Raw genomic sequence first — 14,399 nt, forward strand, 5'->3', positions numbered from 1 at the left:
GACGGAAAGCCTATTTATAGAGAAGACGGTAAGGTAATGAAAGGGCCTAATTATTTTAAACCGGATTTTGAAACTATTTTAAAATAAAAAGGGTTGCTGTTAATCAGCAACTCTTTTTAATGATTTAAACTTTAACAGTCCATCCAAAAGTATCTTCGTCTATTTTGTATTGGATATTTGTTAATTTTTCTTTCAAACGCAAAGCATAAGAATCCTCAATTTTGGGTAGTTCGTAGTATTCATTTTGATAAGAAAAACCAACAATCGGATTTACAACTGCTGCCGTACCCGCTCCAAAAATTTCTTTTAAAGTTCCATTTTTTGCGGCTTCCACTAATTCTGATACCAATACCGAACGAACTTCAACTTGGATACCTATAGTTCGAGCCAAATCAATTAAACTTTTTCGGGTAACACCATCCAAAATTCGTTCTCCGGTTGGTGCCGTAAACAAAGTATCTCCAATTCTGAAAAAAACATTCATGGTTCCGGCTTCTTCCAGTTTGGTATGTGTGGCATCGTCTGTCCAAATTATTTGCTGAAATCCCTTTTCATTGGCCAATTTTGTAGGATAGAATTGAGCCGAATAATTACCGGCTGCTTTAGCTGCACCTATTCCACCATTAGCAGCTCTACTGTAATGTTCTGCAATTATTACTTTTACTTCACCGGAATAATAGGAACGTGCCGGTGACATTATAATCATAAATCGATATTGAGTGGAGGGTTGTGCAATAACACCTGACCCAATAGCTATCATAAAAGGTCTTAAATAAAGCGTATTGCCTTTACCTTTTTTTACCCAATCTTTATCTAAACGCAAAATTTCTTTTAACCCTTCTATAAAAATATCTTCAGTTATCTCAGGCATGGCCAATCTTTTGGCAGAATCATTAAATCGTTTGAAGTTTTCATCCGGGCGAAATAACCATATAGAATCGGTTTCGTCTTTATAGGCTTTCATTCCTTCAAAAATTGCTTGACCGTAATGAAAAACTTTAGCCGAAGGATCAATTAAAAAAGGTTCATAGGCTTTAATTATTGGTTTTTGCCATTTCCCATCTTTAAAATCACAAACGAGCATGTGATCTGTAAATACATTACCAAATGTCAGATTTTCAAAATCAACCGTATCAATTTTTGACTTAGAAACAGGAACTATATCGATTTCGTTTGTAGTATTGGAACTCATTAAAAGGGTATTAAATTAATCTAAAACAATTTTAAATATTTAGTAATCAGCTATTTATGTTTTTATAAAAGAAGAATGTTTTACTAAAAATTTAGATTTGGCTAAAATAGAAAAAAAAGGGCAATATTGAAGCTATTTTTCAATTTTGTGACAAATTCGATAGACTTTTTTAAATTTCTTTAATCTCATTATAAATTGTTACACAATTCACAGTAAACGCTCTTTTTTTGTATATTTTTTATTCAAAAAATAGATTAAAGTTCTACTTTTGCACAATACCTAAATGAAAATAAACATATGAAAAAAATAGTTTTTGCTGTTATAGCAATGGTTAGTTTGGTTTCTTGTAAGAATGAAAATCTTAAGTCGGAGATTGTTGTAGAAGAAAAGTTTACGGTTTTTGGAGATTCTATATCGTCGGATGGTGCAATTTCCAAGGAAGAATTATTAGCCAAATTTGAAACTTTGAAAGAAGGAGATACAATTGAGGTTAAATTTCGTTCCGAAATTAAAGAGGTTTGCCAAAAGAAAGGGTGTTGGATGAACATGAGTTTAGCTGAAGACAAAAATACCTTTGTTCGCTTTAAAGATTATGGATTTTTTATGCCGTTAAATGCAGCGGGTAGTGAAGCTATCGTGAACGGAAAAGCATTTGTTTCTGTTGAAACGGTAGAAGAATTGAAACACTATGCCAAAGATGCCGGAAAATCACAAGCGGCTATCGATTCGATAACAGAGCCTAAAATTTCGTATTCGTTTTTATCAAACGGCGTTTTAATCAAAGAATAATGAGAAATTATATTTTATTCTTGAGTTCAACTTTGTTTTTCATAGGTTGTGAAAAAAAGGCCAAAGTTGATGAAAACCAAGTAGATTCTACATCTACTTCTGAAAAGAAAAAATTTGAGATGTATGAGTTTTCAGAAATGGCAATGCTTATGGAGCAAATGTATGTAGACAACCAACGGTTAAAAGAACGTTTAGAAAAAGGGGAGCCGGTTGGAGAATTTCCAGCTCATTTTGCTAAAATTCATGAAGCAGTAATGACCGACCCATCTGAAAATGATACTTTTTTTAAAGAAAATGCACAGGTTTTTTTGAAGGCTCAAGAAATGATTTACAAAGAACCGGAAAAGGCAAAAGAGCATTATGCGAAAGCAATTCAAGCATGTATTTCCTGTCATGAAGTTAAATGTTCCGGACCCATTCCTCGAATTAAAAAGCTGCAATTGAATTGAAAAGAGAAATTATAATCACTTCTGATGGTTCAACTTCTATTCATTTACCGGAATGGGAGGAAAGTTATCACTCCAAACACGGAGCCATACAAGAAGCTCAACATGTTTTTATTAAAAACGGATTGTCACTTTGCAAAGGACAATCCGTTTCTGTTTTAGAAATGGGTTTCGGGACCGGTTTAAATGCTTTAATAACCCTTTTGGAAAGTCATAAAAACAAACAGTTTATAGATTATGTTGGAGTTGAAGCCTATCCTATTTCATCTGAGGAAGTTATTCAAATGAATTACTCTAATCAATTGAATGCTAATAACTTTTCTGAATTTTTTTCAAAAATGCATTATTCCAATTGGGAGGAAAGTGTAACGATTTCAGATCATTTCAGACTAATAAAACGAAAACAAATGTTTCAAGAAATAAACGATACGAATCAATTTGATATTATCTATTTTGATGCATTTGGATATCGGGTTCAGCCAGAATTATGGAGTGTAGAGATTTTTATCAAAATGTTCGAAGCTTTAAAAAAGGGTGGGATTTTAGTAACCTATGCTTGCCGTGGCCCCATCAAAAGAGCTATGTTAGAAGCTGGTTTTCAAATTGAAAAATTAGCCGGACCTCCGGGTAAAAGAGAGATGTTAAGAGGGTGGAAGTAAGGAAGATTATTGGTTGTCGGCTAAATTTTTATCAAAATCAGGATATGAAAAGTATAATTTGTTTATTCGTTTTAGTCTTATTCTATTCTTGTAAATTTAAGAATAATGATGCTGATATTGAAAAATTTGAGAGAGAGTTAGGTGAGAAAAATGTAGCTACAATAAATTTACTTTTGGAAGATTTTGAACAAAATTATTTGAAAGTTCATTACAATAATCAAAGTCTTGATACAGCATATTATAATTTTTTAGTTGATGTAAAAAAAGGAAATTCATTAAATGAATATCCAAATCATAAAAAAATGGATTCACTTTTTTCAGAAAGTGATTTATACTCCGAAATTTATTTAAAGCCCGATTCTGTTTGGATTGCTAGAGATAAAAACAGTGATATTACAAATTTTACCAAAGAGGGTAAAGTATTGATAAAACTAAATTGTGATAAAGAATATCCAAAATTAATAAAACGATACAAAAGTTTCAATCAATCGGATAAAGTAGAATATGATTATATAACTGAAAATCATTGTACAGGATTTATTGATTTTGAAAAGTTTTCAGATGATGAAATTATTTCGAAAGGTTTAGTCCATTACGAAAGTAATGCTTTAGGTAAATACAATAGGGCTATATTTGATTTACAAAACAGAGGTGCTGTCTTTAAAAATTTTCAAAGAATCAAAGAAAGTAAAGGATTTCTTAATGCTAGCAGTTTAGCTTCAGGATTAATTTATGACAAAGCTGATTTAAATGATTATTTTATCAGAAGAATTATTTTATTGGAAATAATTTATTAAAATTTAAAATTATAAACATGTACAAAGTCACAGATTACACCATTTACGGTGAAGAAATGCAATATGTAGAAATCAATTTGAGTTCTTCTGAAGCTGTAGTTGCCGAGGCAGGTGGTTTTATGATGATGCAAGACGGTATTCAAATGAAAACCGTTTTTGGTGATGGAAGCGATGCAGGTGGAATTATGAATAAACTTTTTTCTGCCGGAAAAAGATGGCTTACTGGTGAAAGTTTGTTTATGACCTTGTTTGAAAATAAATATCCTAATCAAAGAAAGATTTCATTTGCCTCTCCTTATCCGGGAAAAATTTTACCTATTAACTTAGATGAAATAGGCGGAAAGTTTATTTGCCAAAAAGATGCCTTTTTGTGTGCCAATCAAGGTGTAAAAATAGGGGTTGAGTTTTCCAGAAAATTAGGTCGTGGTTTGTTTGGAGGTGAAGGCTTTATCATGCAAAAGTTGGAAGGAAGAGGAATGGCTTTTATTCATGCCGGAGGTACTATGGCCAAAATAGATTTACAACCCGGTGAAATGATAAAAGTAGATACAGGTTGTGTGGTAGGTTTTACTCAAAATGTAGATTATGATGTGCAATTAGTAGGAGGAATCCGAAACACTATTTTTGGCGGCGAGGGACTCTTTTTTGCTACCCTAAAAGGCCCCGGAACGGTTTATATTCAATCGTTACCATTTAGCCGATTAGCGGGTAGAATATGGGCTGCTGCTCCACAAGGTGGAGGAAAACAAAAAGGGGAAGGAAGTATTTTAGGGGGTCTAGGTAATCTTTTAGACGGTGATAACCGTTAAATTTTAGCTAATAGAGCTGTTAAAAATGTAGTATCTATTTCTTTTTTTTATAAATTTACAAAACGTTCTTTTAAACCAAATTCTACTTAAAAAAACTGAAGTATGACAAGACCGATGTTTGCTTACACTAAGAAAATCTTAGAAAGCGTAAGTTTTGATCCCAAACTTTTTAGTAAAGAACTCGCAAAAGCAATGAAACAATTATTGCCTTACGAGATAGAACAACTCAAAGATTGGTTGTTAAACTTTACCAAAGAAAAGCCCGAATTAAAAATCTGTTTGATTAATGTTAATTTATAAAACTAAAGGAGCCTAAATAGCTCCTTTTTTTGTTTTTAATCTTTAGTGTTTTATCAGTTTTAGTGTTTTAATGCTTTTGTAATTTTTAATTTTTACAAAATACAAACCACTTTTTAAATGTGAAATAGCGATAGTATTGTCAGATACATTTACATTTCTTTGAATGAGTTTTCCATCATTGCTATAAATTTCAATGTCTTGTATTGCCTCTTTTGAAATTATTGTAAAATTATCTTTTGCGGGATTTGGATGTAAATAGATGTCAGTGCTAGCATTTACCTCTGCAATATTAAGCGTACTAAAATTTACATACCTGTAAATTCTACCATTAACTAATACTATCACTTTTCCGTCTTGTTGTACATAAATTCCTCTTGCATACTCATTTGTACCCGTAACCACATCTACAAAAACCCCATTATTCATAAAACTCGTATCCAATGTTGTATTGGCATTTAATCTTGCTATGCCGTAATCATAATTGTTGGTAGAGTCATCATTTCGTTTACAGGTAGATGCTAGAATGAATTTTCCATCCGGTAAAAGTTCAATGTGTTCTCCGGTTAAAGGATAATGATTGGGTACCGGTACATAGGTTGTATTCATTCCATCTCCACTAAAATGGGTATCCAAGGTACCATTTGCATGTATTTTTGCAAAAGCTACACTACCTACAGAAGTACCCACAGCTAACATACTTTGATCGGGTTGAAAGAATATTTTGTATAGGTAATCCAATCCGGCACTAAAATTAAGGGTTAAAGTCCCATTGGTTCCAAAATTTTCGTGAAACGTTCCATTTTCGGTAATTTTAAGTACATATACATCTCTATCTGTGGTGGTAACATTGGTACCGCCAACAATGATATAGGTAGAAGGCTCTACGAGATAAATTTTATTGAAATAATCATACGTATTTGGTGCAAATTGAAAAACACCATCAGTTCCAAAAGAGGTATCAACCGTTCCATCGGGTAAGAAACGCATGGCAACGGCATTCGAATCTAAGAACCCATCGGTTTCGGTATAACCCACGGCTATAATTTTGTTGTTTTCGTCAACAACTGCATCTAGAAACCGTTCTTTCTTTTGATTGAAAGTATTCAAAGAATATTTAATTATGCCATTAGTCCCAAAAGAAGTATCGGTTGTACCATTTTCATTAAATCGGCAAATAAAGAAATTATACAGATAAGTTGTAGAGCCTACTTGATAGGTTTGACCATAGGTTAGAATTTTACCATCCGGTTGAACGGTAACTCCATACATGTCAAATCGATCTCTAAAAGAAGTGGCCGTATAATTGGCTATCCCATTGGTTCCAAAAGAGGTGTCAATTGTACCGTTTTCGGTATATTTATATATTTTGATGGTAGGCAATAATGAGGGATAACTCACAGTGGGTTTTGTAACAGCAATTATTTTATTATCAGGATATTTGTAGGTTACAGTCAAATCAACATTGGCAGTATTAATACCGTTAACCCCATAGGTAGGGTCTAGTTGGAGCTGTTGAGCGTTTAGCAGAAACATATTCAATATTGAAAAAGTCAATAAAATGACATATTTTTTTATCATTAGATTTTGTGAAAGGGTTTTAAATTGTATTTTTTATTTCCAAAGAAATAAACGAGTTTAAATTTCTAAATACGAATTATTTGCGATGCAAAACTAACTTATTACCCACAATAAAAGCAGATTATAATTGAAAATTTGATTTTGTATGAAAACAAATATTCATTTTATGTGTTTTAGTTATACCCTTATTAGGTATAATCAATTTAGTAACGCATGATTGAGGGTTATTTCTTTTGTAACGGACTCACAATTTGTACATCCTGAAAAGTAATTGCACCTCTTACCACTCCCGAAATAACATTTCGCAATGCTTCTATTATATGAATCTTCAATTCATTTTTGGGATAAATTAAACTTACTTCACGAGCAGGTTTTGGATCTTTAAAAGGTCTCAGTTTTAGTTTGTCTTTTTCCTTTAAATCCAAGGTGTGTAAGTAGGGAAGTAGGGTTGTCCCCAAACCTTCATCTGCCAATTTGATTAAGGTTTCAAAACTACCACTTTCGATATGAAAATTAAATTTATCAGAGTTTTGAGCATTATTTTTGCATAAATTTAAAATGCCATCTCTAAAACAATGTCCATCTTGAAGCAAAAGAATTTCATCCAAATTCAAATCGGAAATTTCAATTTCATTTTTTTCAAAAACCGAATGACTTTCGGGTATGTAAGCTACAAAAGGTTCGTAAAAAAGGACAATTTCTTTGATTTTTTCTTCTTCCAAAGGAGTAGCTGCAATGGCGGCATCCAAATGCCCATTCTTCAATTTGAGAATTATTTCATCCGTGTTCAGCTCTTCTATAATTAAGTTTACTTTGGGATATTTTTTAATGAAATTATTTAAAAACATAGGAAGTAATGTAGGCATAACCGTTGGGATAATTCCCAATCTGAATTCTCCTCCTATGAATCCTTTTTGTTGATCTACAATATCCTGAATTCTATTGGCTTCATTCACAATATTTTTGGATTGATTTACAATTTTTTGACCAATTTCGGTAAGTTGAATCGGTTTTTTAGATCGATCAAAAATTTGTATGCCAAGTTCATCCTCAATTTTTTGAATTTGCATACTTAATGTAGGTTGGGTAACAAAACATTTTTCTGCTGCCAAAGTAAAATTTTTGTGTTCGGCTACTGCTAGTACATACTGAAGTTGAGTAATTGTCATTTTATAATAAATTATTATGCAAATATAAATACTATCAATTTTTCTTATCAAGTTTCAGCCTCTTTTTTTTGTACATTTATGTAGTAATTTTAAATGAATGAAATCATGAAAACCAATAGTTTGGGTTTAGAGTTGAAAAAAGCAGAAATCTTAGCAGCTGAATTAAACATATTGTTGGCTAATTTTCAAGTATATTATCAAAATCTAAGGGGTTTGCATTGGAATATCAGAGGAAAACGATTTTTTGATTTACACATAAAGTTTGAAGAACTATATAATGACAGTCAACTTAAAATTGATTTAATAGCCGAGCGAATTCTGACTCTGGGTGGACGGCCTCTTCATACATTTGAAGATTATATTAAAAATAACAAATTGTTTGTAGGTAAAGATATTTCAAAAGATGTAGATGCTGTCAATTTGATTGTCAATTCATTAACCCAATTGTTAAAAATAGAACGCGTAATTTTAAAACAATCTGATGAAGCTTTAGATGAAGGAACAAATTCTATGATGAGTGATTTCATAAAAGAGCAAGAAAAAACAATCTGGATGATGAAAGCGTGGTTGGAAGAAGAAATATAGTTAAATTTTCATTAAATTAGCACCGATTACTAGTTTCACATTTTGAAAATTGTATTTTTGGTCTTATGAGAATTACGGTTTCTGTAGTGCTTTTTTTGTTTTTATCATTCATTGCAATGCCCACAATTATGGGGTGTTTTAATGATGACTCAGATATGTCTTTGGTTTTTAGCATGTCAGAAGAAGAAGAGTCTCATAAAAACATTTCTATCAAAGAAGCTCTCAAGTCAACTAAGTTGGTTCTTTCCTTTCAATTTATACCAAAAAAAAATAAAAATATAATCTTTAAAAATCAAGTTCAATACGATTCTATATTAGACGAGATTTTTTCTCCCCCACCAGAAGTATAATAAGTTTTTTTTAGAAATTTTGTCCTTTTTAATTTAAAAGGGACACACTTATTTATTATTTTATTTCTGGTCGATGACAAAAAAAATTGATATTTTGGCACACCTCAAATCTGATTTCGCATCAGGTTTGGTGGTTTTTTTAGTTGCACTTCCCCTCTGTTTGGGTATTGCACTGGCTTCCGGTGCTCCTTTATTTTCCGGTATAATTTCCGGAATTATCGGAGGTATTGTGGTGGGTTTTATGAGTAAATCACACATTAGTGTAACCGGTCCTGCTGCTGGTCTTACGGCAATAGTATTATCTGCTATAACCGATTTAGGAGCCTACAATGTTTTTCTAACCGCTGTAATTGTTGCCGGTTTATTTCAATTGCTTTTAGGTTTTATAAAAGCCGGTAGCATTTCTAATTATTTTCCAACCAACGTTATCGAGGGAATGTTGGCTGGTATTGGAATTATTATTTTCATGAAACAAATTCCTCATGCCGTAGGTTATGACAAAGTAACCGAAGGCGATACCGCTTTTATTGAAAAAAGTGGGTCAACTGTTATTGAGACTTTAATAGAAGGGTTCAACTACATTAATTACGGTTCTATAATTATTACAATAGTAGCTTTGACTATTTTAATTGTTTGGGATAAAATTCCTTTTCTAAAAAAAATTAAATTGGTTCCTGCTGCTTTAATTGCTGTATTTTCAGGGATTGTGCTTAATGAAATTTTTATAAGAACCGGCAGTTCACTTCAAGTTTCCAAAGACCATTTGGTTTCGTTACCTACACCGTCTTCTTTTGACGAATTTAAAGCCATTTTTGTTTTACCCGATTTTTCTACAAGTACCTTGAGTAATTCTAAAATGTGGCTAACTGCAGCAACTATTGCCGTTGTGGCTTCAATAGAAACTTTGTTATGTATTGAAGCAGCAGACCGCATGGATACTTATAAAAGATATACAGACACTAACGTAGAATTGAAAGCTCAAGGAATCGGAAATTTATTGAGCGGTCTCATTGGTGGACTTCCCATGACCTCAGTCGTAGTTAGATCTTCGGCCAATGCAAATGCTGGTGCCCGAACCAAAGCTTCTACAATTATTCATGGGTTTCTTCTTTTAATAAGCGTATTAACCATTGCCTCGTTTTTAAATAAAATACCACTAGCTACTTTAGCTGCTATTTTGTTATTAATTGGCTATAGACTAGCAAAACCATCGCATTTTATGCATTTTATTGCCAAAGGTAAATACCAATATATTCCTTTTATTGCAACTGTACTTGCTGTAGTTTTCTTAGATTTGCTATGGGGAGTGGGAATAGGAATGCTAATTAGTATTTTATTTGTTTTGATAGGAAATTACAAAAGAGCCTATTCTTTCAGGAAAGAAGAATATACAGACGGTGATGTCATTCAAATCGATTTAGCACAAGAAGTTTCTTTTTTAAACAAAGCTGCAATAAAATCAACTTTAGGTGCAATACCCGAAAATTCAAAAGTAATTATTAATGCTTCAGATACGGTTTATATTGCTCATGATGTTTTAGATTTAATAAGAGAATTCAAAGAGATAAAGTCCGTAGAAGAAAACATTACAGTTGATTTAATAGGTTTTAAAAAAGCATATGATTTAGATAATTCGGGTGAAACCGAAAAACATGTCTTCTTGAAACATTCCAAAAATTAAAAAATAAATTAATAATCCTTCAAGTTTCGATACTTGAAAAAACAACAAGAATATGAGTGAGTTTTATAAAAAAATTATTGAGAACAATAAAAAATGGGTTGAATCAAAGTTACAATTAGACCCGGAATTCTTTAAAGACCTTTCCAAAGGTCAAAACCCACCTTTATTGTGGATTGGTTGTTCTGACAGTAGAGTGCCTGCTAATGAAATTATTGGTGCGGCTCCCGGAGAAGTATTTGTTCATCGTAATATTGCCAATATGGTGGTACATTCTGATATGAATATGCTGAGTGTTTTGGATTATGCTGTAAATGCTTTAAAGGTAAAACATATAATAGTTTGCGGTCATTATGGATGTGGTGGTGTTAAAGCAGCAATGGGAAACAGTTCCATTGGTGTTATTGACAACTGGATTAGGCATATAAAAGATGTATATAGATTTAATCAAGCTGAATTAGATGCCATTGAAAATGAAGACGATCGTTTTAACAAATTTGTAGAGCTCAATGTGAAAGAACAAGTTTACGATTTAGCCAAAACCTCAATTGTGCAATCGGCTTGGAAAGCTGGACAAGATTTAACCATTCACGGTTGGGTTTATGGATTGAACTCGGGTTATGTAACCGATTTGGGTGTGAATTTTAAAAACAATGATGAATTGGATGAAGTTTACCAACTTAGATTCTAACAAGATATAGATTTTAAAATGCCCTAATTAGTAGCTAACTTTTTAGGGCATTTTTATTTAAAAATCTTTAATCTTCAAGATTTTCATTAAAAGAAGAGGGTAATATCTGAGGAATAAATTTAATTAAAATTGGGAGTAATAAACTTCCACCGGGAAGAAGAAATATGGTTAAAGAAGGTATGGTTTTACAGATATCCAATAACTGCTTTTTCATTCTCTTTTTTTCACTTTTGTCAAGTTCTCTCTGCGTAGAGTGAGCCAATAAAATCAAAAGTTCTTTACTTTCACTAATTTCTTTTACAAGTCGCTTTTTATTTCGGTTGATTAACTTTACTACTGTTTGTGTGGTTTGATCGTAAAAATGTTTTATCGGATTGGAATAATTAAAGTAGGGAATTGAGGATTTGTACTTTTGAATGAAGGTATCCAAAGCTGTCAAACTCTCTAAGATCTCGAAATTTTTTAATTTCAATTGCAATCCTAAATTAAATACAAAGTCACTTTCACTTTTGTCAAGTTTTCGATCATTCCAAATTGCCATTGCGGCCAAGTCTATCACATACAATTTTTCAAACTCGTGTTCTAATACCGATAAATCAAGCTCATGTAAATCTGAAATTTTTTTTCCATCAAATTTGGTGTAGCGTACAGAGGTTTCAAATAATTTTATCAATAATTCATCATACTGTGACGTATCGGATTTTGCAGATAAAGCCAATGAAACTACACTTACAATTACTTCCTCAAGTTTTCGGGTATATTGTGTAGAAAGCGATTTGTGAATGCAATAGTGCTGAAACGCTAAAACATCAATATACAGTAAAGCATTGGTAACAATATGAGAAAAATTTTTACTGACTATATTTTTATTGGTCTGTACTCTGTGATCAATAATTTTTTCAATTTGATTTGAAATAGATTCATTGGGAAGTATTTTTTTTAAAAATGAAAAACCTTGCGGATGAATATGGTTGTAAAAGTGATGTAATCGCAAACTAAAATCATTTTTATGAGGTTGAATTTCATTCAATTTGTAATTTTCCCATAAAGCGTTAAGCAAAGCAATTTTTGAAACTTCCTCAGAAGTCCAATTCTTAAAGTCATTTGCATTCAGATTTCCTACAGCTATAACATGACCGTAAATAAATCCGGTATTTCTTAAATCGGAATAATAACGTTCACTAAGAATTGGAGTAGATTGTGCACTTAACTCTAATTCTGAAATGTATTTATCAAACCAACCAAAGACAGAGGGATTTATCATTTCAATTATTTAAAATACGAAAAAGTTTCATTGTTTTCTATCGAAAGCAAAGTGTGATATATCAATTGTATAACGTGTTCAACATCGTCTTGGTGAACCATCTCTACTGTAGTATGCATATATCGTAATGGTAAAGATATCAATGCAGATGCTACACCGCCATTACTGTAAGCAAATGCGTCTGTATCTGTTCCTGTAACACGTGACGAAGCTAATCTTTGGAAAGGTATTTTTTCATTTTCGGCTGTTTTTATAATCAATTCTCTAAGATTATTTTGAACCGCAGGGGCATATGTTATAACCGGACCTTTCCCAATTTGTGTTTCTCCTTCAATTTTCTTGTCAATCATGGGAGTTGTGGTATCATGACAAACATCAGTTACAATAGCAACATTTGGTTTTATAGTTTTAGTAATCATTTCGGCTCCTCGTAAGCCAACTTCTTCCTGAACCGAATTGGTAATATACAATCCAAAAGGTAGTTTTTTCTTATTTTCATGAAGAAGTCTTGCAACTTCTGCAATCATAAATCCTCCCATTCTATTATCTATCGCTCTACACACAAATTTATTTTTATTTAAAATCATAAATTCATCCGGATAGGTTATAACGCATCCAACATGAACTCCCAAGGCTTCAACTTCCTCTTTAGTTGAACAACCCAAATCGATAAACAAATTATCAATTCTTGCATTTTCTTCTTTCCCTCGGTTTCGCGTATGTATTGCAGGCCATCCAAACACTCCCGGCACAATTCCATTTTTCGTGTGTATGTGTACACGCTTTGAGGGTGCAATCTGATGATCAGAACCGCCATTGCGAATGACATAAAGTAATCCCGAATCGGTAATGTAATTTACATACCAGGAAATTTCATCCGAATGACCTTCAATCACAACTTTATAATCAGCCTCTGGGTTTATAACTCCTACCGCAGTTCCATAAGTATCCGTTATAAAAGTGTCAACATAAGGTTTTAAATATTCCATCCAAATTTTTTGTCCTGAAAACTCATAACCTGTTGGAGATGCATTATTTAAATACTTTTCTAAAAAGGAAATAGACTTCTTGTTTAATATTGATTTTGTGGCCATACTATATTTTTCAATTTTCTGCTAAAATATAAATTCAATTTCATAGTTATGTCAATAAATGACTATTTTTGAACAGTAAATTTTTAACATGAAGCGATTCATTTTTTTTCTATTTGTAACACTTTCATCTTTTGTTAGGGCTCAGGAGACAAAAAAAGATTCTGTTGTCATATATTATCTTATAGGTAACGATTCAATTCTTAGAACGTCTTTAGATTTAGATGAAGTTGTCGTAACCGGAAAAAAAACAAATAAAATTGACGAAGACCGTAAAAAATTCCTTTTGCTCCAACAAAGAGTGATTAAAGTTTATCCTTTTGCAAAAGCCGCAGCTGACAATCTCACCAAGCTTAATGCGAATATGGGAAAGTTTAAAACCGAAAAGGAAAAGAAAAAGTATTTCAAAATTGTTGAGAATTATTTAGAAAATGAATTTGAAGGGCAATTAAAAAAACTTTCACGTAAACAAGGTCAAATACTAGTAAAGTTGATAAATCGACAAACTGGTAAAACAACTTACACTTTAATTAAAGATTTAAAAAGTGGTTGGAAAGCTTTTTGGTCAAACAATACGGCCAAAGTATTCGATATAGATTTAAAAACAGAATACGATCCTTTTACGGTAACAGAAGACTTTTTAATTGAAAGTATTTTACTCAAAGCCTTCAAAGAAGGAAGATTGCAACCCCAAACTCCTGCAAAAGCCATTGATTATTCGGCACTTTCTCAATTATGGAAAGAAAAAATGGAAGCGGCAAAAGAAAAAAGAAACTCAAATTGATAATATTAGTTATTGATTACTATAGGAGTGTATTGAATTATATAAGACAAATTTCCAAATTTAAATATTCTTAACTTCTTTATCTGTTGATATTCATTTCTGATATTTTTTTTACAGAAGGTTACTTTGTTATAAATTAAGTATACTAATTAACTATAACCCCAAAAAAACTTTGACTTATTTGTCACTCATAACCAGAGCATTAAAAAAAAGGCAA

Annotated in this window: 16 protein-coding genes; 11 read left to right on the forward strand and 5 right to left on the reverse strand. The window is 32.0% G+C overall.

Annotated elements, in window-relative coordinates; translation table 11 throughout:
• Positions 1 to 124 precede the first annotated feature (124 nt).
• Positions 125 to 1,192, reverse strand: a complete 1,068-nt coding sequence (locus tag V7M80_RS10195; RefSeq protein ID WP_333695865.1) for a branched-chain amino acid aminotransferase — start codon at positions 1,190 to 1,192, stop codon at positions 125 to 127.
• Between the two features lie 297 nt (positions 1,193 to 1,489).
• Between V7M80_RS10195 and V7M80_RS10200 the strand changes: the two genes are divergently transcribed.
• From V7M80_RS10200 to V7M80_RS10225, 6 genes are all read left to right on the forward strand, one after another.
• Positions 1,490 to 1,981 carry a DUF4920 domain-containing protein gene (locus V7M80_RS10200; protein WP_333695866.1) on the forward strand — a complete coding sequence of 164 codons (492 nt, stop codon included), beginning with the start codon at positions 1,490 to 1,492 and terminating at the stop codon, positions 1,979 to 1,981.
• Positions 1,981 to 2,430: a hypothetical protein gene (locus V7M80_RS10205; protein ID WP_333695868.1), complete on the forward strand. Its 450-nt coding sequence runs from the start codon at positions 1,981 to 1,983 to the stop codon at positions 2,428 to 2,430. Before V7M80_RS10200 ends, V7M80_RS10205 begins: the two co-directional genes overlap by 1 nt.
• On the forward strand, positions 2,427 to 3,086 hold the full coding sequence (mnmD, locus tag V7M80_RS10210) for a tRNA (5-methylaminomethyl-2-thiouridine)(34)-methyltransferase MnmD (protein WP_333695870.1): 660 nt from the start codon (positions 2,427 to 2,429) through the stop codon (positions 3,084 to 3,086). Before V7M80_RS10205 ends, mnmD begins: the two co-directional genes overlap by 4 nt.
• Positions 3,087 to 3,130: 44 nt before the next feature.
• The gene (locus V7M80_RS10215; RefSeq protein WP_333695871.1) at positions 3,131 to 3,883 is read left to right on the forward strand and encodes a hypothetical protein; all 753 of its coding nucleotides are present in this window, start codon (positions 3,131 to 3,133) and stop codon (positions 3,881 to 3,883) included.
• A 17-nt stretch (positions 3,884 to 3,900) separates the two neighbouring features.
• Positions 3,901 to 4,692: a TIGR00266 family protein gene (locus tag V7M80_RS10220; RefSeq protein ID WP_442902348.1), complete on the forward strand. Its 792-nt coding sequence runs from the start codon at positions 3,901 to 3,903 to the stop codon at positions 4,690 to 4,692.
• Between the two features lie 102 nt (positions 4,693 to 4,794).
• Complete coding sequence (locus V7M80_RS10225; protein ID WP_333695872.1) at positions 4,795 to 4,992, forward strand: hypothetical protein; 198 nt, start codon at positions 4,795 to 4,797, stop codon at positions 4,990 to 4,992.
• Positions 4,993 to 5,034: 42 nt separating this feature from the next.
• Here V7M80_RS10225 and V7M80_RS10230 read toward each other — a convergent pair whose 3' ends face one another.
• Both V7M80_RS10230 and V7M80_RS10235 read right to left on the reverse strand, forming a co-directional pair.
• Positions 5,035 to 6,570, reverse strand: a complete 1,536-nt coding sequence (locus V7M80_RS10230; RefSeq protein WP_333695874.1) for a T9SS type A sorting domain-containing protein — start codon at positions 6,568 to 6,570, stop codon at positions 5,035 to 5,037.
• Positions 6,571 to 6,794: 224 nt separating this feature from the next.
• A complete protein-coding gene (locus V7M80_RS10235; protein ID WP_333695876.1) occupies positions 6,795 to 7,739 on the reverse strand; it encodes a LysR substrate-binding domain-containing protein in 945 nt (314 codons plus the stop codon).
• Between the two features lie 105 nt (positions 7,740 to 7,844).
• Here V7M80_RS10235 and V7M80_RS10240 point away from each other — a divergent pair, with 105 nt between their 5' ends.
• From V7M80_RS10240 to can, 4 genes are all read left to right on the forward strand, one after another.
• Positions 7,845 to 8,324, forward strand: coding sequence for a Dps family protein (locus V7M80_RS10240; RefSeq protein WP_333695878.1), 480 nt, complete (start codon positions 7,845 to 7,847; stop codon positions 8,322 to 8,324).
• A 65-nt stretch (positions 8,325 to 8,389) separates the two neighbouring features.
• Entirely contained in the window at positions 8,390 to 8,674 is a 285-nt protein-coding gene (locus tag V7M80_RS10245) for a hypothetical protein (RefSeq protein WP_333695880.1), read from the forward strand.
• 73 nt (positions 8,675 to 8,747) lie between these two features.
• Positions 8,748 to 10,355: a SulP family inorganic anion transporter gene (locus tag V7M80_RS10250; protein WP_333695882.1), complete on the forward strand. Its 1,608-nt coding sequence runs from the start codon at positions 8,748 to 8,750 to the stop codon at positions 10,353 to 10,355.
• A 52-nt stretch (positions 10,356 to 10,407) separates the two neighbouring features.
• Entirely contained in the window at positions 10,408 to 11,043 is a 636-nt protein-coding gene (can, locus tag V7M80_RS10255) for a carbonate dehydratase (protein WP_333695884.1), read from the forward strand.
• 67 nt (positions 11,044 to 11,110) lie between these two features.
• On the opposite strand, the gene V7M80_RS10260 is transcribed toward can, so the two are convergent.
• On the reverse strand, positions 11,111 to 12,307 hold the full coding sequence (locus V7M80_RS10260; protein WP_333695886.1) for an LETM1-related biofilm-associated protein: 1,197 nt from the start codon (positions 12,305 to 12,307) through the stop codon (positions 11,111 to 11,113).
• A 5-nt stretch (positions 12,308 to 12,312) separates the two neighbouring features.
• Positions 12,313 to 13,401 carry a M42 family metallopeptidase gene (locus V7M80_RS10265; RefSeq protein ID WP_333695888.1) on the reverse strand — a complete coding sequence of 363 codons (1,089 nt, stop codon included), beginning with the start codon at positions 13,399 to 13,401 and terminating at the stop codon, positions 12,313 to 12,315.
• Between the two features lie 88 nt (positions 13,402 to 13,489).
• Here V7M80_RS10265 and V7M80_RS10270 point away from each other — a divergent pair, with 88 nt between their 5' ends.
• The gene (locus V7M80_RS10270; RefSeq protein ID WP_333695890.1) at positions 13,490 to 14,182 is read left to right on the forward strand and encodes a DUF4294 domain-containing protein; all 693 of its coding nucleotides are present in this window, start codon (positions 13,490 to 13,492) and stop codon (positions 14,180 to 14,182) included.
• Positions 14,183 to 14,399 lie beyond the last annotated feature (217 nt).

Source organism: Flavobacterium sp. (assembly GCF_036759525.1).
GTDB lineage: Bacteria > Bacteroidota > Bacteroidia > Flavobacteriales > Flavobacteriaceae > Flavobacterium.

Coding starts and splice junctions, on each gene's coding strand:
- V7M80_RS10195 (WP_333695865.1), bottom strand. CDS start 1,192: ATGAGTTCCAATACTACAAACGAAATCGATATAGTTCCTGTTTCTAAG.
- V7M80_RS10200 (WP_333695866.1), top strand. CDS start 1,490: ATGAAAAAAATAGTTTTTGCTGTTATAGCAATGGTTAGTTTGGTTTCT.
- V7M80_RS10205 (WP_333695868.1), top strand. CDS start 1,981: ATGAGAAATTATATTTTATTCTTGAGTTCAACTTTGTTTTTCATAGGT.
- V7M80_RS10215 (WP_333695871.1), top strand. CDS start 3,131: ATGAAAAGTATAATTTGTTTATTCGTTTTAGTCTTATTCTATTCTTGT.
- V7M80_RS10220 (WP_442902348.1), top strand. CDS start 3,901: ATGTACAAAGTCACAGATTACACCATTTACGGTGAAGAAATGCAATAT.
- V7M80_RS10225 (WP_333695872.1), top strand. CDS start 4,795: ATGACAAGACCGATGTTTGCTTACACTAAGAAAATCTTAGAAAGCGTA.
- V7M80_RS10230 (WP_333695874.1), bottom strand. CDS start 6,570: ATGATAAAAAAATATGTCATTTTATTGACTTTTTCAATATTGAATATG.
- V7M80_RS10235 (WP_333695876.1), bottom strand. CDS start 7,739: ATGACAATTACTCAACTTCAGTATGTACTAGCAGTAGCCGAACACAAA.
- V7M80_RS10240 (WP_333695878.1), top strand. CDS start 7,845: ATGAAAACCAATAGTTTGGGTTTAGAGTTGAAAAAAGCAGAAATCTTA.
- V7M80_RS10245 (WP_333695880.1), top strand. CDS start 8,390: ATGAGAATTACGGTTTCTGTAGTGCTTTTTTTGTTTTTATCATTCATT.
- V7M80_RS10250 (WP_333695882.1), top strand. CDS start 8,748: ATGACAAAAAAAATTGATATTTTGGCACACCTCAAATCTGATTTCGCA.
- can (WP_333695884.1), top strand. CDS start 10,408: ATGAGTGAGTTTTATAAAAAAATTATTGAGAACAATAAAAAATGGGTT.
- V7M80_RS10260 (WP_333695886.1), bottom strand. CDS start 12,307: ATGATAAATCCCTCTGTCTTTGGTTGGTTTGATAAATACATTTCAGAA.
- V7M80_RS10265 (WP_333695888.1), bottom strand. CDS start 13,401: ATGGCCACAAAATCAATATTAAACAAGAAGTCTATTTCCTTTTTAGAA.
- V7M80_RS10270 (WP_333695890.1), top strand. CDS start 13,490: ATGAAGCGATTCATTTTTTTTCTATTTGTAACACTTTCATCTTTTGTT.